Source organism: Brasilonema sp. UFV-L1 (genome assembly GCF_012912105.1).
GTDB lineage: Bacteria > Cyanobacteriota > Cyanobacteriia > Cyanobacteriales > Nostocaceae > Brasilonema.
This window is the reverse complement of sequence record NZ_QMEA01000012.1, coordinates 37,323-64,319: the sequence shown is the minus strand read 5'-3', so window position 1 is coordinate 64,319 and position 26,997 is coordinate 37,323. Positions and strand designations below refer to the sequence as shown.

Below are 26,997 nucleotides of genomic sequence, written 5' to 3'. Positions count from 1 at the left end.
TGCTGATTTATTCTTATAGAAACAATGTCAATTAACCGCTTCTTCAACGAAACAGTAGAGCAACAGGTCAACCTAAGAACTGTGGGACGAGGTGTAAAGTTACAAGCCAGTTACGCAAAATTGGCTTTAAGCCAGAGGATAATTATGCCATTTCTTCTGGTGTTCTTCAGCATTATGGTGGTATTGGTGATTAGCTTTGCTTTTTGGTTTAGTGATCAAATGGAACAGCAAATAACATCATCTATGGAGACAACTGCTTCAATAGTTTTGCAAGAATTGTATAAAGAAAAACAGCAGTTAAGTTCTTGGGTACAGTTGATGGCAGATCGAGATGACGTGCGCCTCGCACTCAAGCAGGCAAATACTTTACCACTGCTGAAGTTGCTATTACCACAAAAAACAACTTTAGAACTTGATATACTCAAAATTGTTAATCAAAATGGCGGCGTTCTGCTGGATTTAGGACAGCCAGAATTAGAAAATTCAATTCTAGAAGATAAAAGAATCTTTTCTCAAGCACTGAGCGGTTTGTATCCTTCGGATGTCATTAACTTCTCTACGACAAAAGGACAAATGCAGTCAGTTCTTGTTGGACTAGCACCTGTTAAGTTCAAAGAAGAAGTGATTGGCGCAATTGAAATTGGTATTGTTATTAAACAAGAATTGTTTCAACACCTAGATACTACAAACAGCGAACATATTGTTGCATTCAACATAGACAAAACAGCAATATTAGATAACCAAGATTTAATATGTGTTTATGCTTCTACTTTACCAGAAGCTTGTGAAACTCATTGGGAATTACCCTTAGCTTTCCAAGCGCCACAACGTCTGATCATTGCGGGTGAAGATTACTTAGCTAAAAGAGTAACTCTTCCAGGCTTGAGCAATACTTTGTTTACTGTTGTAGTGTTGAAGTCACTTTTTGCTTTGAACAAAAAACTACAGTTTTTGTGGTTAGCACTATGGGGTTTTTTTGTATTAAAAGGTCTGCTGACAATTTTTATTGGTAGGAAGATAGCCCGAAAAATTTCTGACCCTGTATTAGCTTTAGCTCAAGTCGCGCAAAAAGTCACAATAGAATCAAATTTTGATTTGCAAATTCCTGTGAGTAGTTATGATGAAATGGGGATATTAGCAACTTCTCTCAACAGCCTCATTAGCAGAGTTGCAGAATATACCAAGCAATTAGAGTTAGCACGACAAACTTTAGAAAAACGAGTTCAAGAACGGACTCAGCAACTTCTGCAAAAAAATCAGGAATTGAATCAAGCTTATGAACAACTCAGCCAAGCACTAAACGAACTTCAGCAAACTCAAGCACAATTAATTCAGACTGAAAAAATGTCTTCGCTGGGTAATATGGTAGCAGGAGTCGCTCATGAAATAAATAATCCTATCAATTTTGTCTCTGGCAATATAACTTATGCTAAACAGTACACGGAAGAACTTTTGAAATTACTGTTTTTTTACCAAAACGAATATCCACAACCAAGTGCTGTTATTCAAAACCAACTCGGTGAAATGGATATTGATTTTATCCGTGAGGATTTACCCAAACTCATGTCTTCAATGCAAATGGGTGCTCAACGTATCCAAGATATTGTTTTATCATTAAGAAATTTCTCACGTCTTGATGAAGCTGAAATGAAAGCTGTAAATATCCATGAAGGAATTGACAGCACTTTATTAATCCTCAATCATCGCATTAAAGAGGGAATTCAAGTTATTAAAAAATATGGGAATTTACCCTTGGTTGAGTGCTATCCGGCACAACTCAATCAAGTATTTATGAATATACTGAGCAATGCAATAGATGCTTTAGAGGAGAAAATGGAAAAGAAGAAGTCAGCAATTGTAAAAGAAGGATTGCCGACTCCTACAATTATAATTCAAACTGAAATTAGGACTTTTGTTAGCTCTGAGAAAAACTCTATTCCATGTGTTTGCATCAACATTATTGATAATGGTTTGGGAATACAGTCAAAATTTAAAGATAAAATATTTGACCCTTTCTTCACGACAAAAGCTGTAGGTAAAGGGACTGGTTTAGGACTGTGGATTTGTTATCAAATTATTCAGAAGCATAAAGGCAAAATTGAAGTGAGTTCTAACCCAGTTCAAGGAACAACATTTCTCATCATTGTGCCGCTTTCACAATCAGGGATAGCTGGTTAATAAACTTGTAGTGCTATTTAATACCATTTCACTTTAACACGAAAGAACTCACGCCCGTCAGGAGTGTTCCCCCTGCTTATATCATGTCCGAATGAACACTTATAAGAAGGGATGACACACCGGACACACCGGACGCGGAGAGTTTTGAATTAATTTGTCATTAGGTGGACATGATATGACTCCAAAGCTGCAACCAGAATTGCTGCGTCACACTCTTGCGAAATATTAAGGAACATTGCATTTCTATCAAATCTCGCAGCGAGAGCGCGAAATTAGCCAAAAGAGCGTGATACCATTCTTTCGGTAAATGTCAAGATTGGGAGAAAACCTTTGACACTACGGGTTGCTGTTGTTGGGTCGGGCCCAGCAGGTTCATCAGCTGCAGAAACGCTTGCCAAAGCTGGAATCGAAACTTACCTCTTTGAACGCAAGCTAGACAATGCTAAGCCATGTGGCGGTGCAATTCCCCTGTGTATGGTGAGTGAATTTGACTTGCCGCCGGATATCATTGATCGTCAAGTGCGGAAGATGAAAATGATTTCGCCCTCTAATCGTGAGGTTGATATCAATCTAGTAAACGAAGCTGAATATATAGGAATGTGCCGCCGTGAGGTGCTGGATGGTTACCTGCGGAACCGTGCGGCAAAACTGGGGGCTAATTTAATCAATGCCACTGTTCATAAACTCAATTTTCCCACTAACAATACAGACCCCTACACCATTAATTACCTAGATCATACAGAAGGTGGTGCTCAGGGTATTGCGAAAACTCTAAAAGTTGATCTGATTATTGGGGCAGATGGCGCAAATTCCCGCATTGCCAAAGAAATGGATGCTGGAGATTATAATTATGCGATCGCCTTCCAAGAACGCATTCGCCTACCCCAAGATAAAATGGTCTACTACGAAGACCTCGCGGAAATGTATGTCGGTGACGATGTGTCCCCTGACTTCTACGCTTGGGTGTTCCCGAAATACGACCACGTCGCAGTCGGCACTGGTACAATGCACGTGAATAAAGCGAGCATTAAACAATTGCAAGCTGGCATTCGTGCCCGTGCAGCTCGTAAACTCATTGGTGGTCAAATTATCAAAGTAGAAGCACACCCCATCCCAGAACATCCTCGTCCCCGTCGCGTTGTCGGAAGAATCGCTTTGGTGGGTGATGCTGCTGGCTATGTGACGAAATCGTCTGGTGAAGGCATTTATTTTGCTGCGAAGTCCGGACGGATGTGTGCTGAAACAATCGTAGAAATGTCCAACGGTGGTAGCCGCATTCCTACAGAGGCTGATCTCAAAGTGTACTTGAAGCGCTGGGATCGGAAATACGGACTCACTTACAAGGTCTTAGACCTTCTGCAAACCGTATTTTATCGTTCTGATGCCACCCGTGAAGCTTTTGTAGAAATGTGTGGCGATCGCGATGTTCAAAGGCTCACTTTTGACAGCTATCTCTACAAGACAGTTGTACCAGCTAATCCCATCACTCAGATGAAAATTACTGCCAAGACGATTGGTAGCTTACTTCGCGGTAACGCCCTTGCTCCATAAAAGGAACACGCAAACCTGCTGAGTGACAAACAGACGGGCTTAAGTTCTCAAAAAACTCCGCTCTTCTGCGTCACTTTAACAATGAACAGTTACCTGTTATCTGTAAGTAGTTCTCATGTCATCCACAAATTTATATATTACATATAGTATTTGTACGGATTGACAATCAACGAAAAAGTCAGCAAATTGTTCATGAATTAATTCGTGGATAAATCAAAAAAATCTGATTAAATTGATAACAGATAACTGTTCACTTTCATCTGCAATGCACATAATATACGAATCTTTATTTTCTTTAAAAACAAACTAATATCTTTTAGATTATATCATTTATTTTTAATACTAATTATCTTGTGAAACCCTTAGAATAAGGTCGTTATACAAAATTTTCAAATAACTTTGGTTGAAGAAAATTTTGCAAAGTTTATACAAAGGTTTCATGAAAACTTGATGAATTTATTGGCAAATCTTTTATAGATTTACTAATGTGGACTGGGTACTTATTTGAGACTAACTCCTGGATAGGAGTGAAAGCCTAGCTATGAAACTAAGTTCAGTTTTTGCTACTGTTTTATCAACTTCTATTGTGACTTTTCTTACAGCACTGGGTTTTTCCAGTCAAGCTCAGGGTCTAACTTTTTTAGGCAATTCGAGTGGTATCTGGGGAACACCTGATCCAGGGAGCAATACCGAACCCGTTTTTTCTGGGGTGGAAACGAACAAATTTACTTGGGGACGTTCTCGTCCAGATGATCGTGAGAACAACTATGGAACTGCTGCAAATCAGCTAACCTTTACTGGAAATTCCTTTTCCGCAGATGACGTTGGTTCGCTGTTTAAAATAGGCGATTTAGAGTATTACAATGGCAAGGTTGAGGGAGATACAAACGTTGATTCCGTACCTTTAAAGCTCACTCTACCATTCACTAATCCCAATACTTTCAGCGAAGTTTTCAACTTTGGTTTTCAGCTAGTGAATACACCGAACTTAGGAAACTCTCCTGAAGAGGATGCAGATATTGTCTACATCAAGGACAACTTTGGCACTCGCAGTTTTAAGTTTGATGGGAATGAGTATTTACTGAATTTAATTGGTTTTAGTCAAGACGGTGGGAATACAAGTGTTAACAAATTTAGCGTTATTGAAGATCAGAGAACTACGGCAGGTATTTATGCCACAATCACTCGGGTAACACCACCGCAACAAGTTCCTGAACCAGCAAGTTTTGTTGGGTTATCACTTCTAGGCATCTACTTTATTACTAATAAGAAATCCTTGATTGCGAAAAAAAGAATAGGCTGATATATAGTCTACAGTCATCTATCTTTTTTGAACCCTCCCCGACTATCGCGGTACGGGGAATCACGCCACATCCCCGTTTAGCTTTTCGTCCTTAATGACTATCTGGCTAACGGTTAGTGGTTCGTTGGAAACCCGCTCTGACGGAGAATCAGACTGCGTACTTTCAGGCTTGCCTACTTGTTCGCGGATTATTTTTTGCTGGTACGCTTCCAACAGGATTGGTTCCAACCCCAAGTACTCGTTCTGAGCACTTTGCAATACCAGCTTGTTCTGATTAACATGTCTACTCAAAAATGCACTGAACAAATCACGATGATGTTCTGGAAGACCCGTTACATCCCGATGAACTCGTTGAGACAAGGTTTTTTTGATGCGCGACCCGTCCAAATGAGTTTGGCTTAGCGCAGTTGTTTGAGTAGAAAACTTGATAACTGACCCGCCAGCATTCTCGGCTTTACGGAGCAGTTCGGATTGTACAAAACCTGGAGACTTGGCAGAGATGGCTTTACCGTATCTTTTCTGCCATCCCTTCACTGAAACATTCTCGGTTTTTATGTGCTTGCCATGTCGAAGAATTTCGTTAACAACACGCCGATTTTGAGCTTTAGCATAAGCAGCTTTGCGACGTTCTAATTCGCGTTTCTTGTTTGCGGCTTTGAGGTAGTTGCTTGATTTCTTCCATTGCGCTTTACCTTTCTTGACCTTACCTTTCTTGACGATGGTCTTTCGACCTTTTCTTGAATCAAAGTTGGGTTCAAAGTTATCAGGATTGTTGGTACGTTGGGAGCGCTGCATTTTTTGTTGCAGCTTGGTTATCTCAGACTGGAAGATTGGGACAAGTTCCGCAAAAGGCAACAAACCAGCATGGTTATCACCGACATATGCAATATTACTTATGTTGAGGTCTAGACCGACCAATCCATCAGCAACGTAGTTTTGAGGCTTCTGATAAGGACTGCCTTCATTAACTAGCTGGGCGTACCAACGGCGTTTACCATTCAGAATCCGCCACAATAAACGAACATACTTAACTGGAGATTCAAGACCATGCTTAATAACTGGATTTGTTGAGTCGATGATTGGTTGAATGACGAGCTTGCCCCATACCAAACAATCGTCTTTCCATCTAAGACCTTGCTTGTTGGTCTTACCTTCTACCGAGCGAAATCGGCTTGGTACTTTGTACCGCACGTCTTTCGCGAAACCCAGCATAACTCGCTCACTAGCTTTAAATGCCCTTGTAGCTAATTTCTGTTGAGTATTAGAATCAATCTTTTCAGCTATCCACTTGGCATTTTTACTTGTCAAACTTGCAAATGAATGCAAGTCATACTCGGAATATCGGTACTGTTCACGTGCTTTTTTGAATGCGTCGCTACGTTCTTTCTTTTCTGCCTTGGGCAATTGTCTAGCTGCCTGGTATAGTTCGGAGTTACGCACTAATTCCAATCGCTTCATCGCTTCATTCAAACAAGCATTGTATAGCTGTCTACCAGCTTGAAAACGAGACAGCAATTCTGCCTCTTGTTTGCTATCTACAATTAACGGTACTTCTGTAATGAACGATAAAGTTGAACTCCGAATCACCTTGACATCACCTCCCGTTTGTTTGCTAGTCTTTATTTAGTATATCCTGGATATTTTATAATGGCTACTGGAAAAGGTCAAAAAAGAGTTAGGAATTCACCAGCTTTTTACGATGAGTTGAAAAAAGTTCATGAATTAATGTTCACTCCTACGGCATGGCAGAAATTACAGAATAAGGCTAAACAGCAAGGTGTTAGCGTGAGTGAGTTGATTGAAATATGGGCAAGAGGTTTTGACGCTGAATAAATTCAGCAAGACTTACGCAAAGTCGATAATGTCTACTGTAGACACTTTGCGGCTTCACGCAGGGTGCGAAACGGAGTGTAGCGTCGTTTTTTTTGTTGATCGCTTTTGGCGACTCCGTAAGCGCAAAGCGCAGGCGCAGCCAACGCGCAGCGTCTCCAGTAGGAGAAGGAGTATCGCGAGTTAAAAACGCTTGTTCGTAAGTTACAAACAAGTGTTCGTGAGTTACAAACACTTGTTCGTAAGTTACAAACACTTGTTCGTAAGTTAAAAACGCTTGTTCGTAAGTTACAAACACTTGTTCGTGAGTTAAAAACGCTTGTTCGTAAGTTACAAACACTTGTTCGTGAGTTACAAACGCTTGTTCGTGAGTTACAAACGCTTGTTCGTAAGTTAAAAACACTTGTTCGTAAGTTAAAAACACTTGTTCGTGAGTAAAATCTTTTGCTGTCATCTCTCAATACGCTTGGTGATAAGCACCCGAACAGAAACCCGGTTTTTCCTAGAAACCGGGTTTCTAAGCACCGAACTACCCTTAACCAAACCGTATTGGGTACACTCTATAACTATTGACACTCTTTCATTTTCCGTAGCGTAGAGTGTCAATTGTGTGAATGAACGCAAATGATAAGTGGCCTAAGATCCACAATCAATCTCGGGAGCGCAAGAATAAGTTTAGGCTCTATGAACTAAAACCACGCTCCCTTTTGACTTGCTTAGAAACCGATATTTTAAGACACGTTGCAGCGGGTCGGTCTATCGGTAGCATACAAGACTGCATGAGACACGTTGCGACTTTGCACAGGATCAGCGCTTTTGTGATTTGGCTCTGATTTGGCTATTGTTACTCAACTGTTGATGTTGTTGAAGCACCTTCGGTGGATTGAGGTAAGGTGGGCAACTCCAAGCAGTAACCCGCACCGTATACCGTTTTAATGTAGCGGGGATGGCGCGGGTCTGGTTCTAGTTTGGTTCTCAGGTGACGGATGTGTACGCGAATGGTTTCGATATCATCATCTGGATCATAACCCCAGACTTCCCTGAGAATTTCACTTGGGGAAACTGTCTGACCGTGGCGTTGAAGTAAGCAGTGCAGAAGTTCAAACTCTAGATGAGTCAGTTTCACAGTCTGAGTGAACCATATCGCCTCAAACCGTTCTGGAACCAAAGTCATTGGTCCGTAGTTTAGAATCTCACTGTGCTTTGCAGCTTGAGGAATTCGGTCGGTACGTCGCAAGAGTGCCCGCACTCGTGCCAGCATTTCTTCAACTTCAAAGGGTTTGGTGAGATAATCATCCGCCCCAGCGTTAAAGCCTTCGACTTTATCCTGAGTTTGACTCAAAGCCGTTAACATCAACACGGGAATCTCGGCAGTACGCTCATCTCTCCGCAGCCGTTGGCAAACAGTAAATCCATTTACCCTAGGCAGCATCAAGTCGAGCATAATCAAATCTGGCTGTAGCTGGAGAGCAAGCGCCTGACCTTTGATGCCATCTTCAGCTTGGCTGACATCATAACCAGCCATTTCTAGGTTGACGGCAACGAGTTCTGAAATTGCGGCGTCATCGTCTATGACAAGAATCCTCGGCATTATTAAAAGTTTATTACTACTTATTAAGGATAAATAAGAACCTTTGGTAGATACAAAGATTGCTGTATTGATTATAAAAAATATTTTAAATCTAACATAAAGATTAAAATTGAAGGATTGTAGGACTAAACCCAAACTATACTAAATATCGGTCTGAATGTGTTACCCCTCTTACAGTCCACCGTGGTTTTTGCAAAACGGCATCGTCCAGACTGTCTACACCGCTTTGTGGGCTAGTCGTCATTGGGAACGTACAACACAAAACCCTGAGCCGCCTTACAAGGAGCAAATCTTTACGGGTGCCAAAGGGGTTCCTATTTTTGCTTTGGTAGCCATCCCTAAGGATGCTCATGGCACAATTGTCGGCACTTACGGCATTACAGGCGATTTGGACAACCAATGGTACCTCAGGCTGCTGGGACGTAAAGCATATGCTCAAGGCTATGCTGTGGTTCTGTTTGATTGGCGTGCCCACGGTAAAACAGCTCAGCTCTCACCAACGTTAACAAGTGATGGACTGTACGAGGGAGAAGATTTTGTTCGCATTGCAGCAAGTGCTAAAGCAATAGGATGCCCAGGGAAGTTTTGGTTTACAGGGTATTCTCTGGGTGGACAATTGGCGCTATGGGCTTTAAAAGCTGCAGTGGAAGTCACAACAGAGGATGCGGATTTAGGACTAGAAGATAGTGAGATCGGCGGTAGTGCTGTCATTTGTCCGAGTTTGGACTCCCGGCGATCGCTCCAGTTTCTAGTCACACATCCTGTGGGAAAATATTTTGAGAAGGCGATCGCACGGCAGTTGAAAAAACTCGCCTGGCAAATTCATGATGCTCATCCTGGAACTATTGATCCTGAAGCGATTGAAAGAGCGAACAGTATCTGGGGTTTTGATGATGAACTCGTGATTTCACGCTTGGGTTTTCCCACAGTGGAAGCTTACTACGACGTCAGTAGCGCTTTATCGCTGTTGCCTAGTCTTTCTAAACCAACTTTGCTTATCTACGCTGAAGACGACCCATTTTTTGATCCCGCTATTATACCTGATTTACAAGCTGCCTGTGCAAAAAATCCCGCGATAGACTTGTTACTGACTCATGATGGCGGTCATGTTGGCTATATCAGTGGTCAAAACTGTCAGCGTCAAGCACAAGATCCCGATCAGTGGTGGGCGTGGAATCGGATTTTAGATTGGATTGATCAACAACACCGAAAGTGTACTGATAACTGATAACTGACAACTGATGCAAGTCAATCAGCCGACTTTAGAATTAAATGTATCAAAGCATCAATCAGGCGATCGCTCTCCATTGGTATCATTTCCTTTGCGCCCATCATTTCCTGAGTCATCACAAAATGAACCAATGACCCAACAATAATTCGCGCCGTTGCCTCAGGATCTGGTATCTTTAGTTCAGGATGAAACGCCAGGTACTGGCCTAAAGTTTCAATTGTCGGCTTTACTAAGGAAATTGTACAAAGCCGGGCTAACTCAGGAAAACGACCAGACTCTCCAATGATGACTCGCTTAAACGCATGAAACTCTTCATCTTTGAGCATCTGATTCAATGCTTTGGTTAACAATCGGCGTAGTACTCTTTTCGGGTCTCCCTCAAGCCGTTCTGTTCCAAAGATAGAGTGAAACCGTTGTTGAGCTAGTTTTTCTATCAGTGCTTTAAAAAGACCTTGTTTGTCTTGAAAGTGGCTGTATACCGTGGCTTTTGAAACCCCAGCACACACTGCTATCCTATCCATGCTAGTACCAGCGTAGCCATGAAGGAGAAATTCATGCATCGCTCCTTGCAGGATTTGTTCAACCTTATCTAATGAACTGTCACGCTCAATCTCAGTAACTCTTTGATTTACCATTTTTTTAAACACTTTTTTAAAAAACAATGTCCGATAAACAATCCTAATAAATACACAACTTACGCAAAGTCATGAAAAAACGTTCGTCTGATTCCTGCGCTCTACGCTTAAGCTGTTTGTTTTCCATAAATTAATTTTGGGTACGGGGGACAACGGCGTGAACAATGCTTATATTTGTATCATTAGTTGCTTCTTATTACGAGTAAATACTTAGTAAAGAGTGGCTGAGTTCTTTCTTCGGACAAAGTTTTTCACTTATTTTTCAGATAATCTATATTTCCATTGTGTATTCAGAATAAGCAGTTTCTCATTTGATCACAATTTGAAAAATCAGGAGCACAAGCTTGTTGTGCGTTGATATATACAAAGAAAAACTGCTAGGAGCAAAACTAAACTAATCGGTTTAGTTTAGATTTATTATAAGACTAAACGGTTTAGTTTGACGCAGAATGGAAGCATACTATGTTAGAACACTCCCATCTAGAAGGTTCATCTCCCCTAAAACCGATATTTCGTCCACCTTTTCTGATCGTGATACTGGCAACTGTCATATCAGGTGGCATCGGTCTATACACGATAAAAAAAATTCAGAGTCAGGCAGCAGCGACAAAAGAGCAGGTGGCCCCAGTCGTACAAGTAAAAACAGTGACAGCTTTGGGGCGATTAGAACCCAAGGGAGAAATTGTTAAACTTTCTGCACCATCATCAGCAGAAGGGAGTCGGGTGGAACAATTGCTTGTTCGGGAAGGAACTCAGGTGAAGGAAGGGCAATTGGTTGCGATTTTAGATAGTCGCGATCGCCTAACAGCAGCACTAGCAGAAGCACAAGAAGAGGTACGAGTCGCCCAAGCAAATCTTGGCAAGATAAAAGCGGGTGCAAAAAAAGGTGAAATAGACGCGCAAAAAGCAGCGATCGCTCGCCTGCAAGCAGAACAAGACACAGAAATTCAAGCACAACAAGCAACGATTGCCCGTTTAGAGGTAGAAAAGAATACGGAAGCAGAAGCACAACAAGCTACTATAGCTCGTTTAGAGGCACAAGTAAACAACGCCGAAGCGGAATACCAACGCTATGACAAACTGTATCAACAAGGGGCGATCGCCATATCATCACTGGATAGCAAGCGCTTAACTCTTGCGACTGCACAGCAACAACAAGCCGAAGCAAAAGCAAACCTCAGACGCATTCAAGCATCCAAAGACCAACAACTCACAGAAGCAAAAGCAAACCTCAGACGCATTCAAGCATCCAAAGACCAACAACTCAAAGAAGGTAGAGCAACCTTAGATAAAATAGCAGAAGTTCGCTCTGTAGATGTTGCAGCAGCACAAGCAGAAGTTAATCGTGCTATAGCATCTGTCAAAAAAGCAGAGGCAAATTTAAGACAAGCTTTCGTGCGATCGCCCCAAAAAGGCGAAATCTTCAAAATTCATACCCGTCCTGGAGAGTTAGTGTCTGATAATGGTATCGTCGAGATTGGGCAAAACAGTCAGATGTATGCTGTCGCAGAAGTTTACCAAAGTGATATCAACAAAGTACGTTTAGGACAACGAGTGCGGCTAATGAGTGATTCCATAAGTGGTGAATTATTCGGAACTGTGGATCGCCTTGACTCGCAAGTGCAACGGCAGAATATCCTCAACAGCGATCCCACAAGCAATATAGACTCCAGAATCGTGGAAGTCCATGTACGACTTAATGTACCATCTAGCCAGAAAGCTGCTAAATTCTCTAACTTGCAAGTCAAGGCGGTGATTGAACTGTGATTGGACTCATAACCCAACAACTACGCCGGCGAACACCACTCGGATGGCTACAACTAAGTCATCAAAAGGGACGCTTTTTAGTCGCATTAGCAGGAATTGCCTTTGCCGATGTTCTCATGTTTTTGCAACTGGGGTTTCAAGCTGCCCTGTTCAATAGTAATACTAGACTGCATATTGCTATGCAGGCAGACATTTTTTTAGTCAGTCCCCAAGCACGTAACCTGGCATATTTGACAACATTTCCTCGGCGGCGACTATTTCAGGCGATGGATATACCAGGGGTAAAGTCAGCGGAGGGAATGTATATTGGCATTATCGACTGGAAGAATCCCCAAACGTCTAAGAAGACTGGACTACTCGTGATTGGAATTAACCCTAATCAGCCAGCCTTTGATTTACCAGAGGTTAACCGTCAATTAAATGTTGTGAAGCTACCAGATACAGTTTTATTTGATCGTGGTTCTCAAGGAGATTACGCCAAGATCATAGCCCAAATTGACGAAGGCAAATCTGTTACCACCGAAATAGAACGAAGAACAATCACTGTAAGTGGTTTATATAAAGTCGGGGCTTCCTTTATTGCTGATGGTAGTTTGATAACCAGCGACCAGAATTTTTTGCGACTATTTCCTAGACAACAAGCAAATAGCGTGAATCTTGGTTTAATTCAGTTACAACCAGGTTCTGATCCACAGAAAGTGTCAAATCTTTTAAAATCTTATTTAGGAAACAATCAGGATGTCAAAGTCTTTACAAAAGAAGAATTTATTCAATTTGAGAAAGACCACTGGCAAAAAAGTACTCCCATCGGTTTTATCTTTAGCTTAGGTGCAGCAATGGGATTTATGGTGGGGGTGATTATTGTCTATCAAGTCCTTTCCACCGATGTGAATGCACATATGAAAGAATACGCCACATTCAAAGCAATGGGGTATAGAAACGCCTACTTGCTGGGAGTGGTGTTTGAAGAAGCAATCATTATGGCAGTGTTAGGTTTTCTACCTGGTATAGGTGTATCTGTAGGCCTTTATGCTCTTACTCGGAACGCCACTAGTTTACCACTGTTCATGACAATAGCACGAGCTATTCAAGTACAGATACTGACCATCATCATGTGTATAATTTCTGGGACGATCGCCACTCGTAAAGTCCAATCTGCTGATCCTGCTGACATGTTTTAAATTCACGCATTCACGCATTTACGCATTCAAAAGTTTTTACTCATGATCATGATGAATGAGCCTGTTATCTCTATTCAAAATCTCAACCACTACTTTGGTAAAGGTCAACTCCGCAAACAAGTGCTACATGACATCAACTTAGAGATTAACGCCGGTGAAATTATCATTATGACCGGTCCCTCTGGTTCTGGGAAAACCACACTTCTGACCTTAGTAGGTGGGCTGCGTTCTGCCCAGGAAGGTCATTTGCGAGTTTTAGGACGAGAACTCTGTGGTGCGAGTGCAGAACAACTCACACTAGCGCGACGCAGTAACGGCTATATTTTCCAAGCACACAACCTGCATGGTAGCTTAAGCGCACTGCAAAACGTCAGGATGGGCTTGGAACTCCACAAAGGTATAACTCCAGCAGAAATGAAAAGACGTTCAGCCGAGATGCTAGAGGTGGTAGGATTAGGGAAGCGTCTGAATTACTACCCAGATGATTTGTCAGGGGGACAAAAACAACGGGTTGCGATCGCCCGTGCGCTGGTGGGTCACCCCAAAATTGTTCTCGCAGACGAACCGACTGCTGCTCTTGATAGTAAGTCAGGTCGAGATGTGGTGAACTTGATGCATAATTTGGCGAAAGAGCAATTTTGTACGATTTTGTTGGTGACTCATGATAATCGGATCTTAGATATAGCCGATCGCATTGTTTACATGGAAGACGGTAAGTTAGCAAAAGCCCCTGCTAGTGTTGGATAATAAATACATTCACAAGTAAAAAGTCAAAAATAAAAAGAGAATCCCCATAAATAAATTCAGGTGCTATTGCTTCAATTAACCTACGGTCAAGACCTTGGATAATTAGCGCATTACGAAATCTCACCAATGTTGCTTGAGAAAATGGTGCCTGTTCACAATCAAGACAATCAACTACCAATTGCCAACGTCTATCCATTATTAATGCTTCTATTGCCTCTGCATCTGATGCTCCTGTATAAGCTTGTAATATCGTTGTATAGATTTTCATAAAAAAACCACAGATGCACACAGATAAATGCCATTTGTGTTTATCTTTGTTCATCTATAGTTTTAATTGTCATGTCTAACTGCACTTTCGTGCCATTTACTTAATATAAGGTCAGATAAAACACTCAAGCTCACAAAAATCAGAACACCTAAGCCTGTTGTGAGAAATAGTGCGGCAAACATCCGGGGAATTTGTAAATTGTAACTGGAGATGAGAATGCGATAGGCAATTCCCGCTTTTGCCCCACCTGTACCAGCAACAAATTCAGCCACGACTGCACCAATTAATGCTAAGCCACCGCTGATTTTTAATCCACCTAGAAAATAGGGCATGGCACTGGGTAAGCGAAGATACAGAAGTGTTTGCCAGCGTGAAGCTTTGTAAAGTTGAAACACATCAAGCAAGTTGCGGTCAACGCTATTGAGTCCTAGTGTGGTGTTAGAAATGATGGGAAACAAGGCAACTATCCAAGCACAAACGACTAGGGCGGCGAAAGTATTATTTTTTAGCCATATGATAATGAGAGGGGCGATCGCCACAATTGGTGTTGTTTGTAAAATCACTGCGTAAGGGAATAAACTTCTCTCAATCCACTTGCTTTGTGCGAATAAAATTGCAATCAGTAAGCCAGAAATGGCGGCAGCAATGAAGGCAACAACAGTAATTTGCAGTGTAATGAGTAAAGAGGAAAAAAGCTCATTCCAATCAGTAATTAGGGTTTGAAATACTAATATTGGACCAGGAAGAATATATGGAGGCAAATTTATGAGCCGTACAAAGATATCCCACAGAAGCAGTGCCAATAAGCCAACAACTACTGGTGCTAAAACATCAATAGAAATTAATTTTACGAGTTTTTTTTGTATCTGAAAGCGACGGATAAATAGCATAAGCAATTGAAAATTCAAATGAAAATTCAAAACTGTAAGATTGAATTTTTGGGGTTGCCCATCGCTGCTGCTAAATGTTTAGCCACTAGGCGGCAATATTCGTTGTATGCTAACGACATCCGAAACGCTTCACTACGCGGGTATGGTGCATCAATCATAATATCTGCCACAATTCGCCCGGGACTGGTTCCCATAACAAGTACTCTATTTGATAGATAGACTGCTTCATAAATATTGTGAGTCACAAAAAGGACTGTCCAATTGTACAGAGACCACAAATCTAATAAGTCGCGGTTGAGTTTGCTGCGGGTGATTTCATCTAATGCCCCAAATGGTTCATCCAGTAGTAGGATATTCGGCTGAGTGACTAATGCCCTCGCAATTGAAACTCGCATTTTCATTCCACCCGATAACTCGCGGGGATAGCTTTTTTCAAATCCTTCTAACCCAACCAGTGCAAGCGTGTTCTGCACCAGAGACATTGCATCTTTCTTGGGTATTCCTGCTAATTTCAACGGTAGGCGTACATTTTCTCTAACATTTGCCCAAGCCATAAGTGAGGCGTCTTGAAACACAAAGGCTAGTTTTCGTGCTTGCTGAGGGATACCCCAATCAAAATGACCAGAACTCACACGCCCTAGTCCTGCAATAAGCCGTAACACGGTACTTTTACCGCACCCAGAGGGACCAACGATGCTGACGAACTGTGACTGGTGGATAACGACGTTTACATCTTGCAAGGCAAGGGTGCCATTGGCATAGACCTTACTAACATGACTTAAAGTAATAGCAGGGGGGTTATTCATGTGGCATTTTGGATCTATGTCTGATAGTGCTTATGACTTGTAATATTCAACCCCTTTATTGACGAATTGCAAGGTGAAGGCGTCTTTATAGTTAAGGTTAGCATCGTAAACACCTGTTTTGACCAAATTGTCGAACAACAATTGCCATCGTTCGTGCGACATTGCACCGATGCCCAGCTGTTGTGCATCACCTCCAGTGATTATGACATTTTCTTTGAGCTTCTTAAGCGTAAAGCTTAATTGCTCATCAGTCATGTCTGGATTATCTTTTTTAATGAGATTATTACCCGGAATTGGTTCTTCAAGGTAGCTATACCAGCCTTTAATTGAAGCATCCACAAATCTTTGTACCAAATCCGGGTTTGTTTCTACCAGTTTTTTTGTCGTTTCAATCGTAAAAGAATAGGCATTATAACCATAATCTGCTAACAGCAGAACTACTGGGTCAAACCCTCCTTTCTTTTTTATCTCGAAGGGTTCAGCTGTTAAAAGACCTTGTTGAATTATGTTTTTATCTTTAAGGAATGGTTGAACGTTAAAGTTGTAAGGGCGCTTTTGGTCATCTGTAAAACCGTACTTCGCCTTCAAAAATGGCCAGTATGTGGCTTCGCCGCCAGAACCAACAAGAATCGGCTTTCCTTTAAGTTTTTCTATAGAGTCGTAGCCCTTACCTGGGTGAGTGATTAAAACTTGAGGGTCTTTTTGGAAAATAGCAGCGACTGTAATCATGGGAACACCATCTCTGATGGCTCCAATGGCATCACCACTATGCCCCATGATTAAATCAACAGATCCCCCCATCAATAATAAAGTGTAATTTCCCCTTGGTCCACCCGGTTTGATGATCACATCCAAGCCATGATCTCTATAAATGCCTGTGGCAACAGCTTGATAAAATCCACCATACTCTGCTTCTGCCACCCAGTGGATGCTAAAAGTGACTTTATCTAAATTAGTGTTGGTTTTGGAGTTAGAAGCGGAAGTTACGGTTGATTGTTTATTATTATTTGTACAAGCTACCAGCATTCCAGTACCAACTGACATTGAGCTATATTTAATGAATTTACGGCGATTCATGCCATTTACGCTTTCAGATACATGTTGCTTACTCATCTAAGCCTTCTCACTCTGGTTGTTGAGAGTATTTCAATATACATAGGTTTTTATTGATTATATTCTAGGATTTTTATACATATCTGCTAATATTTTTTCTATGTTTCCTCTGTGTGGTTAATATTTTACTGAAGAGATGATCACTTAAATAATGTGTTATTTGACTTATATTTTCTTGTATTAAAAATTAACATTTAAAATACTATGAGTCTCTGTATCAATCGCCACTGCTCAAACCCCTCAAATGCTGACACTCAATTATTTTGTCAGAATTGTGGTTCTGAATTGCTGTTGGAAGGGCGTTATCGAGTAGTTCGCCTTTTGGGGGGTGGCGGCTTTGCAAAGACTTACGAGGTGATTGAACGCAACGGTACAGTAAAAGTTTTGAAGGTTCTCCATCTCGATTTGCCCAAGGCAGTATCCCTGTTTCAGCAAGAAGCCCAAGTCTTGAGTCAGCTGGATCATCCAGGAATTCCCAGGGGAAATGGATACTTCACCTTTTTGCCAAATAACAGTCAGGAGCCTTTACACTGCCTGATTATGGAGAAAATTGAGGGACTGAATCTAGAGCAATATCTCCAACAGCGCAGCTATCGCCCCATTAATCAAGACTTAGCACTTGAATGGTTGACCCAATTGATGACTATTCTGCATCAAGTGCATCAGCAGAACTTTTTTCATCGGGATATCAAACCATCCAATATTATGCTTAAGGCGGATGGGCAACTGGTATTAATTGACTTTGGGACGGCAAGGGGAGTTACCCCAACTTACATAGCAAAGCAGCCTTTAGGGCAGGTAACAGGCATTAATTCCCCTGGCTACACGCCACCAGAGCAACTTAATGGTCAAGCCGTTCTGACATCGGATTTCTTTGCCACGGGTCGCACCTTTGTCTATTTGGTGACAGGCAAGGCACCAAATGACCAGGATATTTATGATCCTAACACTGATGAGGTACACTGGCGCAATTATGCCCCTGGCACTTCGCCCTTATTAGCAGATTTAATTGATGATTTGATGAGGCGATCGCCTAGTCAACGTCCCCAAAAAACCGATGTGATTTTGCAACGCTTAGCAGATATTGAAGGCGCGTTGAAAAAGCAAGCAAAGTCAGGATCTAGCAAAAATTTCTCAAAATCGAGAACAATACAGACACACCGTCGTTTTAACTTGAGTTTTGGCAACAAATCTCTGGTGATGGTCATTGTCGGAGTCATTGCTGCTAGTGCAGTGATTATGTTGCTAATTCCGTTCGGAAAATCCGGAAAATCCAACTCAGCAGAACAATGGGCTAAAAATCTTTCTTTGGTCAATACGTTGAGGAGTCATTCAGAAGCAGTTTCGTCTGTGGCGATTGCTCCCAACGAACAAATTCTCGCCAGCGCGAGTCATGATAAAACTATCAAGTTGTGGAATCCGCAAACAGGCAAACTCATCCGCACCATTTATGGGCATTCACTCCCAGTTTTATCTCTCGCTATCAGCCCCGATGGGCAAAACCTTGTCAGCGGTAGTCTTGATGAAACAATCAAGCAGTGGAATCTCGGTAATGGTCAGCAGGTTCGTAGCATCAAGGCAGATGGCTATGTCGCCTGGAATAATGCCATAGCCATTAGTAAAGATGGACAGAACCTTGCCAGTGGTAGTGCAGATAAGACCATTCGGTTATGGAATTTCACCAATGGTCAAAGGTTACGCACTTTTTATGGGCATTCACTCCCGGTTTTAGCGGTCGCCATCAGTCCCAGTGGACAGACCCTTGTCAGTGGTAGTACAGACAAAACCATTCGTTTGTGGAATCTCAGCACTGGTGAGCAATTACACACCTTGTCTGGACATACAGGTTGGGTAACTTGTCTTGCCGTCAGCCCCGATAATCAAACCGTTGTGAGTGGTAGTCTTGACAAAACAATAAAAACATGGGACATCAAGACTGGGGCATTACTCCGGACTTTATCAGGGCATTCATACTCAGTTTTATCTGTTGCGATCAGTCCGGATGGTCAAATCGCCGCCACTGGTGGTTTGAATGGGGAAATCCGACTGTGGAATCTGGAGACGGGAAAACTACTGCACACAATCGCCGGACATACAAAGCAAGTTGTCTCCCTAGCTATCAGTCAGGATGGACAGACCCTTGTCAGTGGCAGTGCAGACGATACAATCAAGGTGTGGCACTCGCCCTAAAGCCAGCGCAAAATTGCTCATAACTTGTAGAATGCCACACCTTTGTTAATAAATTGCAGTGTAAATGCATCTTTATAATTCACGTTTGGCTGATAAATTCCTACACTGACCATTTTGTCAAAAAATGACTTCCAATTTTCTTCTGTCATCGCCCCAATTCCTTGCTTTTGAGCTTCACCAGAAATGATCACGCCGTATTCTTTAAGCTTTGTTATGCCATAAGTAAGCTGCTCGTCAGTCATCTCTGGGTTATCTTTTTTGATAAGTTCGTTACCAGGAGTTGGGTTATCTAAGTAGCTATACCATCCCTTAATTGAGGCATCGACAAACCGCTGCACTAAATCTGGATTTTTCTGGACGAGTTCTTTTTTTGTCTCAATTGTTGTGGCGTAGTTTGTATAACCATAATCTGCTAATAAAAACACCACCGGCTTGAACCCACCCTGCTTTTCAATGGCGAAGGGTTCTGAAGTCACATAGCCCTGCTGGGCAGAGTTTTTGTCAACCAGAAAAGGTCCTGGATTGAAATTATAAGGGCGTTTTTGTTCGTCGGTAAAACCGTACTTAGCTTTGAGAAAGGGCCAAAAGGTGACATTGGCAGCAGCACTCAGATATATAGGCTTGCCTTTGAGGTCGGCAAGAGTCTTCACTTTTCTGTTAGGGTGAACAATTATACATTGAGGGTCTTTTTGAAAGATTGCCGCTACTGTCATTTTGGGGATTTGTTGAGCAATGGCATTGATAGCATCAATCCCAGTACCCATAAAGAAATCTACCGCACCACCCATCAACAACTGAGTTCCACTGGGAACTTGGGGACCGCCCATTTTAATGGTGACATCAAGACCGTAGTTTTTGTAGATGCCGGTGGCGATCGCCTGATAAAATCCCCCATGTTCTGCTTCCGCTACCCAATTAGTGCCAAAAGTGACTTTATCCAAGCCAGAGTCTTTAGGCTTTGATTGGTTACTATTTGCTTGGTTACTATTAGTACAAGCAGCAATCATGCTACTACTGATTAACACCGAACCGTACTGAACCAACTGGCGACGAGTTAAGGTATGAATTGTTGTTGATGAGCGTGGTGATAAATTCATATCATCATTTTGCTTTCTCCTATTTGTTGTCTTAGTTCAATCGGAGAGTGCATTCCAAAATCAATTTTTGATTGACTTGAGAATAAGGCTGAATTTCCAAAGCACGGTGGAATGCTCTGATAGCTTCAACATACTCTCCCATTGCGGCAAAACACAAACCCATACCATGAAGTGCGCCGAAATGTACTGGATTAATCTTGACAACCATTTGACAGTCCGCTAGAGACTTTCGATATTCGCTGTTAGTGTAGTAAAGAAAAGCACGACGATTCCAAGCTTCGGCAAAATCAGGTTGATCGTTGATAAGTTCTGTCAGTACAGCTTCAGCTTGGGTTATTTTTCCAGAGTCTATTAACTTTTGACTGCGTTCAATCATTTCCAGTCCACGAGCTCCCTTTTGCTGAAACCAAATACGCCAGATTTTCCTAGTCGCTTCGTCACGGACGGTTTCATCGGGATTTTTTAAGTCTTCAAGTAAGGAACTGATAAATAAAGAATCCATGAATTCAAGGCCATTGATAGTTGCTTTGGATCAAATTTCGCACATTATTATCTTAATAGTCACTATAAAGTGGTGACTATTAAGTAAATTTTTCAAAAATAACCGAAAAAAGAACTCATACCAATTCTATGTAAGGCTGCGCTTGATTCAGGAGGTGAAATCTTAGAAAAAACCAGACACCTATGGCGTTGGCCCACGCGCTCGTCCCAAGGGGACACAGCGGTTGGGACGCTATCACCCACTCGTTGGAATTCAAGAATTTATTTTTGAGGGTTAAGTCACAACGATTGAAAAATCTGCCTAGCCAGAGGAAAAATCGCCTCTGTGAAAAATCTTAACATTGTATTCCAGTTGACAATTAGAACGATTTTTCCATCAATAAGTTGGTTCTAAACCTGTTACTTGTAATCAGGTAGCTAACTCGGCAAATCCTCTGGATATATTTTGAATTCCTCAAGGAAGTATAGGGATGCATTTCTAGCTGCGGAGTTCTGACCTATGTGTTTTTCTTAATCAGTATTCATTAGTCAAAAAATAAAACTTGTTAATTCAAATTAGCAATTAATTTCCGAGCTTCTGTAGTCTGTAATACGATTAATACCTAACTTGATATTTAGAGTCTTTAGTAATAGCTCATAAATGTGCCATACTTTTACAAGTCACAACTCTGGTAGTAGTTGTAGAGAAATCGCTAATGACTAAAAATTGAGAAAAAGTAAGAGAAAAAGAAACGACTATGCCAAAGCAAAAAAGCGTTTCCGGGCATATTGTTCTCACTTCGCATCCTACTCGCTTTGGTCCTAAACCTATTCCCATCCAATGGGGAGCAGCGGATCCGATGCAACGTGGTCCAGTCATTGCTACGCTGGCCAAGCAGGGACATCGGAATGTGATTGGTACCCATTCTGGTGGTTATGCGATTTATCGTGCCTTAGCGGTGGCTAGCGGAGTTCTTCAGTCAGATCACAAGGCTGATCTTACCAACACATCTCCAGTAGAACATATTGGACCACACCCAAGCTGGGCTGACCCAGATAAAATTGTCTCGCTTGACCCGTTTGGGGCGACTGTTGGTGAGGTTTTTGCATCATACTACACACAGGAATATGACATTCGTCCCACAATCGCCATCACAAAGGCGCACATCAACATCCCTGAATTACAAGAGGCAGTGATTGCAGGACGCTTGCAAGTTGATGGCAAGATTATGAAACCGACTGGCGATTTAGTAGTCACAAAAGCTGCAATTGAGCCAGTTTGGTACTTACCAGGAATTGCCAAACGATTTAATATTAAAGAAGGAGAGTTACGCCGCGCCTTATTTGAACAAACTGGAGGAATGTTTCCAGAATTAGTGACACGATCTGATTTGGAGGTGTTTTTACCACCAATCGGAGGTCTGAGTGTGTATATCGTTGGAGATGTCGCAGCTATTACTGACCCGGATAAGCCTTTGGCAGTGCGAGTACATGATGAATGTAATGGTTCTGATGTGTTTGGGTCGGATATTTGCACCTGTCGCCCCTATCTGGTACATGGTATTGAAGTCTGCGTACAAACCGCACAAGAAGGGGGTGTAGGTGTTATTATTTACTGTCGTAAAGAAGGGCGTGCTTTGGGAGAAGTGACGAAATTCCTCGTTTACAACGCCCGCAAGCGTCAAGAGGGTGGCGATCGCGCTGATGCCTACTTTACCCGCACTGAGTGTGTGGCTGGCGTGGAAGACATGCGGTTTCAAGAACTGATGCCCGATGTGTTGCACTGGTTGGGCATTACTCGTATCGACCGTATGGTATCAATGAGTAATATGAAGTACAACGCCATTACTCAGTCGGGAATAGAGATTGTAGAACGAATACCAATTCCAGAAGAGTTAATTCCCGAAGATGCGCGGGTGGAGATCGAGGCGAAAAAGGCAGCTGGTTATTACACAACAGGAGAGGTGTTGGACACCAACAGTTTGAGTGCTGTTAAAGGACGTTCTTTAGCAGAGTAAATTGAGTTCCAAGGGGATAGGGGGGACAAGGAGAAGAACTTTCTTCTATCTCCCCATCTCCCCCTCCTCTTACGGGGTGTATCAATACAGGAGTGAGTCAGAATGGAGATAGAAACAACAGAGGCGCAGAGTAAGCAGAGGAAAGAAGGCAAAGAGTTGGTTGCTTATTTGCGATCGCCTGGTTCTATCCGGGAGCGTTGTCACCAATTATTTGAGTTGGCTATTGAAGGTCAGTCGCATCACTTTAGTTGTGATTTGACACTGTTGCCAAAAGTGGCTGAGTATGTTATTGAAGTCATGCGGGAAGAATACCCAAATTTACAGATTCCATTTCACAGCCGGTGGCGACATTTTGAGGCTGGGAATGTGCAGCGTCTGTTTGAGTTGGATAAGAAATTAGCAAAACTCACACCTCAACAAAAAGCTGTTGCTAAGTTTGATTTGGCGGTTATCAGTGTTTTACTAGATGCTGGTGCGGGGGAAAATTGGTCTTATCATGAATCAGATACTCATCTAGATTTTAAGCGTTCTGAAGGTTTGGCAGTTGCCAGTTTCCAAATGTTTTGTAATGGAACTTTTTCTGATGATAAGCAAACAGCACCTTTGCAAGTCAATGCTCAAAGATTGCAAGCCTTAACAGAAAAAGAATTGGCAGATGGTTTTGGTGTGAATGCAGAGAATCCTTTGGTGGGTATTAATGGGCGATTAAAATTGTTGCAAAAATTGGGTCAAGTTCTACTTTCTTCACCTCATCTATTTGGCAAACAAAATCCTCGCCCAGGGAATTTGGTAAATTACTTTATAGAAAACTCAAGCAATCAGCAAGTAGCTGCAGCAACTGTGTTGGGTGCAGTGTTAGAAGGGATAGGTGATATTTGGTCTGGACGAATTGAGATTGCTGGGATTAATTTGGGGGATGTTTGGTTTCACTCACGTGTTGCTGATGATGGCTTAGTACCATTTCACAAGCTGTCTCAATGGTTAACTTATTCTCTGCTTGAACCTTTACAAGAACTTGGCTTAGAAATAACTGGTTTGGATGCTTTGACTGGATTGGCAGAATATCGTAACGGTGGATTATGCCTTGATTTGGGACTTATTAGCCCTAAGCGTCCGGAAATATTGCTACAGTCTCATTCAGTTGCATCAGAGATCATCGTTGAATGGCGTGCCCTCACCGTGATACTGTTGGATCGCATCGCCGCAACAGTACGCGACAAGTTGGGTATGAGTGCCAAAGAACTACCACTGGTAAAAATCTTGCAAGGTGGAACTTGGACAGCTGGGCGCAAGATTGCGGCTGAACACAGAAAGGGTGGTACACCCCCCATACAAATAGAAAGCGACGGCACAGTATTCTAGGTGTCAGCAGTCATTGGTCATTGGTGGTTATTAGGAGCCACTGCGAAGAAAGCGCTTTGCCAACAGTTGGTGCAAGTGGCGTTCATCAGCTTTGGAAAAAGCAACCTAATTCTCTAGGATCCCAACTGAATTCTGCATTCTTTTGAATGAGACCTCTTTTCTCTGCGTCTTATGGGGCAGAGATTTTGTCTGTCAAGTCCTTTTTAGCTCACAACATAATAAAACATCTAAGACATATGCACAGTCAAATTATCGTCATCAAGCATCCATTGATTCAACACAAACTGACATTGATGCGTAAAGCCGAAACTAGTACGGTAAAATTTCGAGTTCTTCTCAAAGAAATTAGCCTGCTCCTGGCGTATGAAATAACGCGAGATTTGCCTGTGAAATATGAAGAGATTGAAACTCCTCTTGCGCCAATGAAAGCCCCAATGCTTGCTCCTGAAAAAAAGCTGGTTATTGTTTCCATCCAACGCGCAGGACAAGGGATTTTAGATGGAATGCTCGAACTCATGCCATCAGCAAGAGTAGGACATATTGGATTGTACCGCGAGCCTAAAACTCTGATTCCTGTCGAGTACTATTTTAAGGTTCCTCAGGATATAGACAAGCGAGATGTGCTGGTGGTTGATCCGATGTTAGCGACTGGTAACTCAGCTGTCGCAGCAGTTGAACGGCTTAAATCAACGAATCCAATGTCGATTAAGTTTATTTGCATACTAGCTGCACCAGAAGGTCTTGAGCATTTCACTGAAGTTCATCCAGATGTACCTATTTATACAACTGCTATCGACGATTATTTAGATGAAAATGGTTACATTATTCCAGGATTGGGAGATGCAGGGGACAGGTTGTTTGGAACAAGATAAGCTAACGTGGTTAACTATTATCTCACCCTACTGAAAGAAAACTCCACAATTCGTCAAGAATTTGATTGAAGAAATTTTGACATTTCTCCCGGAAGGGGGATGCTAAAAGAATATTGCTCCAGGGTTTGGAAGACCGTGGAGCAACATTTACGAAAAGAGTATCAAAAAGCTACTTAGAGGTTTTCACTTGACGCGCCATGTCTAGGAAAGAAGTCATATTTGCTCCTGGACGTCGGCGACCATTGGTACTATTAGGTACAGCGAGATATTTTGGCGCAAAAGTGCTTTCAGCTGGTTGCTGTTGAATCACTGCTTTGGCTTTTTCTGGTTTAGCAGGTTCTGGCTTGACACCACTTGCAGTTTGTACTAGCTCAACTTTAGCTGGTTTTGACTTAGTAGCAGTTGCAGCATCTTTTGTTCCATTATTGTCTGCTGCTTGTGTGGCCACAGACTTAGCCGCTTTCTTTGCTTTCGATGCTGCTGGTTTAACTGCTTGTTGAGCTTTCGATGCTGCTGGTTCAACCACTTCTTGAGCTTTCGATACTACTGGTTCAACCACTTCTTGAGCTTTCGATACTACTGATTCAGCCGCTTCTTTAGCTTTTGACGCTGCTTGTTTAGCTGCTTGTTTTGTTGCTTCGGCTGCTTCATCAAATTCTAGGTAGTAGCCGCCGTTCTTCTTCTTACCGAAAAGCCCAGTAATGAAATTCACAATCCCATTGATTAAATTTTTGATAAAACCGATCATTACAACTTCTCCTGCCTCTTATACTTAGGAACGTGACCGCAATTCTTAGAAAATCACGGAATATTTTTAATTTTTATCAAGATTTTCTTGATTTTCCTATTTGCCTGTAAACCAGTTACGGTGACAGCTTTCATAGGTTTATTTCTTAACAAAGTAGCTTTGACGCCAGCGTGCAAATGCTCTTAACTCTTTACTCTCACACACTCGCCACTTGTAAACAGTCAGACTTAATTATTAAATTTTACCGTAACTTGAGGCAATATTTTGAGAGTGTGCTTCACAAAAGTTAACTTGTACTTTCAGATATGCGTATTGAGTTTTGAAAGCAGTGTTGCTCAAACCAGCGCGGGGAGTGTCATAGCCTTTTGGTAAAGGTCATGATACTTGACTAAATTAGGTAAAGATAGAACTTAACATTATTTTGTAAATGAATCATATCGAGGAAAAACGAAATCCCGTGCTGTTAGTACACGGTATTTTTGATACAGGTAGAGTTTTCGATCAGATGATTGCTTATCTCAAGCAAAGAGGTTGGATGGTGTATGACCTAGATTTAATACCAAATAATGGCAATTTAGGTCTTGACACGTTAGCTGAGCAAGTTGCTGATTATGTCGATGCCACTTTTGAACCAGAACAATCCCTGGATTTAGTAGGCTTCAGCATGGGAGGTATCGTCAGCCGCTATTACGTCCAACGACTGGGAGGAATCAACCGCGTACAGCGGTTTGTTACCATCTCAGCTCCCCATCATGGGACTTGGATCGCCTACTGTCGTCAAGGTGTTGGCTGCATTCAAATGCGTCCTGATAGTGTTTTGTTACAAGACTTGAATCAGGATGCTGATATGTTAAGACAGATTAATTTTACCTCTATCTGGACACCTTATGACTTAATGATTGTCCCTGCAAATAGTTCGCAAATGCCTGTAGGACGCGAGGTGATAGTGCCAGTTTTGAATCACTCTTGGATGCTGAGCGATTCAAGAAGTTTGGCTGCGGTAGCAGAGGCGTTGACAATTCAAAATTCAAAATCGCGCAGGATCTATCGCGAAGCGAAGGATCTAATTCAAAAGACACAATTGAGTACTAGAAAGTATTCTGTCTCTTGACAAAATGGGATGAAAATGCATTAACAGC

The 26,997-nt window shown here is 42.0% G+C and carries 22 protein-coding genes and 1 pseudogene; 12 read left to right on the top strand and 11 right to left on the bottom strand.

Annotation, left to right across the window (positions count from 1 at the left end; translation table 11 throughout):
• Positions 1 to 24 precede the first annotated feature (24 nt).
• The 3 genes from DP117_RS06125 (at position 25) to DP117_RS06115 (ending at position 5,032) form a co-directional block, all read left to right on the top strand.
• Positions 25 to 2,178, top strand: a complete 2,154-nt coding sequence (locus DP117_RS06125; protein WP_169217439.1) for an ATP-binding protein — start codon at positions 25 to 27, stop codon at positions 2,176 to 2,178.
• 330 nt (positions 2,179 to 2,508) lie between these two features.
• A complete protein-coding gene (gene chlP, locus DP117_RS06120; protein WP_169217438.1) occupies positions 2,509 to 3,729 on the top strand; it encodes a geranylgeranyl reductase in 1,221 nt (406 codons plus the stop codon).
• A 541-nt stretch (positions 3,730 to 4,270) separates the two neighbouring features.
• Positions 4,271 to 5,032: a choice-of-anchor K domain-containing protein gene (locus tag DP117_RS06115; protein WP_169217437.1), complete on the top strand. Its 762-nt coding sequence runs from the start codon at positions 4,271 to 4,273 to the stop codon at positions 5,030 to 5,032.
• 60 nt (positions 5,033 to 5,092) lie between these two features.
• Here DP117_RS06115 and DP117_RS06110 read toward each other — a convergent pair whose 3' ends face one another.
• The 3 genes from DP117_RS06110 to DP117_RS06100 all read right to left on the bottom strand — a co-directional run bounded on the left by DP117_RS06110 (position 5,093) and on the right by DP117_RS06100 (position 8,453).
• Complete coding sequence (locus DP117_RS06110) at positions 5,093 to 6,619, bottom strand: transposase (RefSeq protein ID WP_169217436.1); 1,527 nt, start codon at positions 6,617 to 6,619, stop codon at positions 5,093 to 5,095.
• A gap of 193 nt (positions 6,620 to 6,812) precedes the next feature.
• Positions 6,813 to 7,316 carry a hypothetical protein gene (locus DP117_RS06105; protein WP_169217435.1) on the bottom strand — a complete coding sequence of 168 codons (504 nt, stop codon included), beginning with the start codon at positions 7,314 to 7,316 and terminating at the stop codon, positions 6,813 to 6,815.
• 390 nt (positions 7,317 to 7,706) lie between these two features.
• Positions 7,707 to 8,453: a response regulator transcription factor gene (locus tag DP117_RS06100; RefSeq protein WP_169217434.1), complete on the bottom strand. Its 747-nt coding sequence runs from the start codon at positions 8,451 to 8,453 to the stop codon at positions 7,707 to 7,709.
• 157 nt (positions 8,454 to 8,610) lie between these two features.
• Between DP117_RS06100 and DP117_RS06095 the strand changes: the two genes are divergently transcribed.
• Complete coding sequence (locus DP117_RS06095; RefSeq protein WP_169217433.1) at positions 8,611 to 9,681, top strand: alpha/beta fold hydrolase; 1,071 nt, start codon at positions 8,611 to 8,613, stop codon at positions 9,679 to 9,681.
• Between the two features lie 20 nt (positions 9,682 to 9,701).
• Here the strand turns inward: DP117_RS06095 and DP117_RS06090 are convergent, their stop codons facing one another.
• Positions 9,702 to 10,319 carry a TetR/AcrR family transcriptional regulator gene (locus tag DP117_RS06090; RefSeq protein WP_169217432.1) on the bottom strand — a complete coding sequence of 206 codons (618 nt, stop codon included), beginning with the start codon at positions 10,317 to 10,319 and terminating at the stop codon, positions 9,702 to 9,704.
• A 462-nt stretch (positions 10,320 to 10,781) separates the two neighbouring features.
• Between DP117_RS06090 and DP117_RS06085 the strand changes: the two genes are divergently transcribed.
• The 3 genes from DP117_RS06085 to DP117_RS06075 are packed head-to-tail and all read left to right on the top strand — an operon-like array spanning position 10,782 to position 14,014.
• Positions 10,782 to 12,086 carry an ABC exporter membrane fusion protein gene (locus DP117_RS06085; protein ID WP_169217431.1) on the top strand — a complete coding sequence of 435 codons (1,305 nt, stop codon included), beginning with the start codon at positions 10,782 to 10,784 and terminating at the stop codon, positions 12,084 to 12,086.
• Positions 12,083 to 13,267 (top strand): ABC transporter permease DevC, encoded by a 1,185-nt coding sequence (gene devC, locus DP117_RS06080; RefSeq protein WP_169217430.1) that lies wholly within the window; start codon positions 12,083 to 12,085, stop codon positions 13,265 to 13,267. The genes DP117_RS06085 and devC overlap by 4 nt, the downstream gene beginning before the upstream one ends.
• 48 nt (positions 13,268 to 13,315) lie before the next feature.
• Positions 13,316 to 14,014: a DevA family ABC transporter ATP-binding protein gene (locus tag DP117_RS06075; protein ID WP_169217429.1), complete on the top strand. Its 699-nt coding sequence runs from the start codon at positions 13,316 to 13,318 to the stop codon at positions 14,012 to 14,014.
• Positions 14,015 to 14,084: 70 nt separating this feature from the next.
• Here DP117_RS06075 and DP117_RS06070 read toward each other — a convergent pair.
• The 4 genes and pseudogenes from DP117_RS06070 to DP117_RS06055 all read right to left on the bottom strand — a co-directional run.
• Positions 14,085 to 14,267 (bottom strand): annotated as a pseudogene (locus tag DP117_RS06070) (transposase); the annotation flags it as partial.
• Between the two features lie 77 nt (positions 14,268 to 14,344).
• Complete coding sequence (locus tag DP117_RS06065) at positions 14,345 to 15,172, bottom strand: ABC transporter permease (protein WP_169217428.1); 828 nt, start codon at positions 15,170 to 15,172, stop codon at positions 14,345 to 14,347.
• Between the two features lie 26 nt (positions 15,173 to 15,198).
• On the bottom strand, positions 15,199 to 15,978 hold the full coding sequence (locus DP117_RS06060) for an ABC transporter ATP-binding protein (RefSeq protein ID WP_169217427.1): 780 nt from the start codon (positions 15,976 to 15,978) through the stop codon (positions 15,199 to 15,201).
• A 30-nt stretch (positions 15,979 to 16,008) separates the two neighbouring features.
• Positions 16,009 to 17,091 (bottom strand): ABC transporter substrate-binding protein, encoded by a 1,083-nt coding sequence (locus DP117_RS06055; protein WP_248277545.1) that lies wholly within the window; start codon positions 17,089 to 17,091, stop codon positions 16,009 to 16,011.
• Positions 17,092 to 17,295: 204 nt separating this feature from the next.
• On the opposite strand from DP117_RS06055, the gene DP117_RS06050 reads away from it, so the two are divergent.
• Entirely contained in the window at positions 17,296 to 19,281 is a 1,986-nt protein-coding gene (locus DP117_RS06050) for a serine/threonine-protein kinase (RefSeq protein ID WP_169217426.1), read from the top strand.
• Between the two features lie 17 nt (positions 19,282 to 19,298).
• Here DP117_RS06050 and DP117_RS06045 read toward each other — a convergent pair whose 3' ends face one another.
• Positions 19,299 to 20,378, bottom strand: coding sequence for an ABC transporter substrate-binding protein (locus tag DP117_RS06045; protein WP_169217425.1), 1,080 nt, complete (start codon positions 20,376 to 20,378; stop codon positions 19,299 to 19,301).
• Positions 20,379 to 20,409: 31 nt separating this feature from the next.
• Positions 20,410 to 20,880, bottom strand: coding sequence for a tetratricopeptide repeat protein (locus DP117_RS06040; protein WP_169217424.1), 471 nt, complete (start codon positions 20,878 to 20,880; stop codon positions 20,410 to 20,412).
• 736 nt (positions 20,881 to 21,616) lie between these two features.
• Here DP117_RS06040 and DP117_RS06035 point away from each other — a divergent pair.
• The 3 genes from DP117_RS06035 to upp all read left to right on the top strand — a co-directional run bounded on the left by DP117_RS06035 (position 21,617) and on the right by upp (position 25,110).
• Positions 21,617 to 22,876, top strand: coding sequence for a GTP cyclohydrolase II (locus DP117_RS06035; RefSeq protein WP_169217423.1), 1,260 nt, complete (start codon positions 21,617 to 21,619; stop codon positions 22,874 to 22,876).
• A 102-nt stretch (positions 22,877 to 22,978) separates the two neighbouring features.
• Positions 22,979 to 24,238: a URC4/urg3 family protein gene (locus tag DP117_RS06030; protein ID WP_169217422.1), complete on the top strand. Its 1,260-nt coding sequence runs from the start codon at positions 22,979 to 22,981 to the stop codon at positions 24,236 to 24,238.
• Positions 24,239 to 24,474: 236 nt separating this feature from the next.
• Positions 24,475 to 25,110 (top strand): uracil phosphoribosyltransferase, encoded by a 636-nt coding sequence (gene upp, locus DP117_RS06025; RefSeq protein ID WP_169217421.1) that lies wholly within the window; start codon positions 24,475 to 24,477, stop codon positions 25,108 to 25,110.
• 169 nt (positions 25,111 to 25,279) lie between these two features.
• Here upp and DP117_RS06020 read toward each other — a convergent pair whose 3' ends face one another.
• A complete protein-coding gene (locus DP117_RS06020; RefSeq protein ID WP_169217420.1) occupies positions 25,280 to 25,858 on the bottom strand; it encodes a hypothetical protein in 579 nt (192 codons plus the stop codon).
• A 427-nt stretch (positions 25,859 to 26,285) separates the two neighbouring features.
• On the opposite strand from DP117_RS06020, the gene DP117_RS06015 reads away from it, so the two are divergent.
• Positions 26,286 to 26,969 (top strand): triacylglycerol lipase, encoded by a 684-nt coding sequence (locus DP117_RS06015; RefSeq protein ID WP_169217419.1) that lies wholly within the window; start codon positions 26,286 to 26,288, stop codon positions 26,967 to 26,969.
• Positions 26,970 to 26,997: the final 28 nt, after the last annotated feature.

What these genes read in the sequence shown, in the direction of transcription:
- DP117_RS06105 (WP_169217435.1), bottom strand. Translation starts at nt 7,316, where the DNA reads ATGACAGCAAAAGATTTTACTCACGAACAAGTGTTTTTAACTTACGAA.
- DP117_RS06020 (WP_169217420.1), bottom strand. Translation starts at nt 25,858, where the DNA reads ATGATCGGTTTTATCAAAAATTTAATCAATGGGATTGTGAATTTCATT.
- DP117_RS06055 (WP_248277545.1), bottom strand. Translation starts at nt 17,091, where the DNA reads ATGAGTAAGCAACATGTATCTGAAAGCGTAAATGGCATGAATCGCCGT.
- DP117_RS06075 (WP_169217429.1), top strand. Translation starts at nt 13,316, where the DNA reads ATGATGAATGAGCCTGTTATCTCTATTCAAAATCTCAACCACTACTTT.
- DP117_RS06045 (WP_169217425.1), bottom strand. Translation starts at nt 20,378, where the DNA reads ATGAATTTATCACCACGCTCATCAACAACAATTCATACCTTAACTCGT.
- DP117_RS06090 (WP_169217432.1), bottom strand. Translation starts at nt 10,319, where the DNA reads ATGGTAAATCAAAGAGTTACTGAGATTGAGCGTGACAGTTCATTAGAT.
- DP117_RS06015 (WP_169217419.1), top strand. Translation starts at nt 26,286, where the DNA reads ATGAATCATATCGAGGAAAAACGAAATCCCGTGCTGTTAGTACACGGT.
- DP117_RS06030 (WP_169217422.1), top strand. Translation starts at nt 22,979, where the DNA reads ATGGAGATAGAAACAACAGAGGCGCAGAGTAAGCAGAGGAAAGAAGGC.
- DP117_RS06115 (WP_169217437.1), top strand. Translation starts at nt 4,271, where the DNA reads ATGAAACTAAGTTCAGTTTTTGCTACTGTTTTATCAACTTCTATTGTG.
- DP117_RS06125 (WP_169217439.1), top strand. Translation starts at nt 25, where the DNA reads ATGTCAATTAACCGCTTCTTCAACGAAACAGTAGAGCAACAGGTCAAC.
- DP117_RS06100 (WP_169217434.1), bottom strand. Translation starts at nt 8,453, where the DNA reads ATGCCGAGGATTCTTGTCATAGACGATGACGCCGCAATTTCAGAACTC.
- DP117_RS06065 (WP_169217428.1), bottom strand. Translation starts at nt 15,172, where the DNA reads ATGCTATTTATCCGTCGCTTTCAGATACAAAAAAAACTCGTAAAATTA.
- upp (WP_169217421.1), top strand. Translation starts at nt 24,475, where the DNA reads ATGCACAGTCAAATTATCGTCATCAAGCATCCATTGATTCAACACAAA.
- DP117_RS06040 (WP_169217424.1), bottom strand. Translation starts at nt 20,880, where the DNA reads ATGGATTCTTTATTTATCAGTTCCTTACTTGAAGACTTAAAAAATCCC.
- DP117_RS06085 (WP_169217431.1), top strand. Translation starts at nt 10,782, where the DNA reads ATGTTAGAACACTCCCATCTAGAAGGTTCATCTCCCCTAAAACCGATA.
- DP117_RS06050 (WP_169217426.1), top strand. Translation starts at nt 17,296, where the DNA reads ATGAGTCTCTGTATCAATCGCCACTGCTCAAACCCCTCAAATGCTGAC.
- DP117_RS06060 (WP_169217427.1), bottom strand. Translation starts at nt 15,978, where the DNA reads ATGAATAACCCCCCTGCTATTACTTTAAGTCATGTTAGTAAGGTCTAT.
- DP117_RS06035 (WP_169217423.1), top strand. Translation starts at nt 21,617, where the DNA reads ATGCCAAAGCAAAAAAGCGTTTCCGGGCATATTGTTCTCACTTCGCAT.
- DP117_RS06095 (WP_169217433.1), top strand. Translation starts at nt 8,611, where the DNA reads ATGTGTTACCCCTCTTACAGTCCACCGTGGTTTTTGCAAAACGGCATC.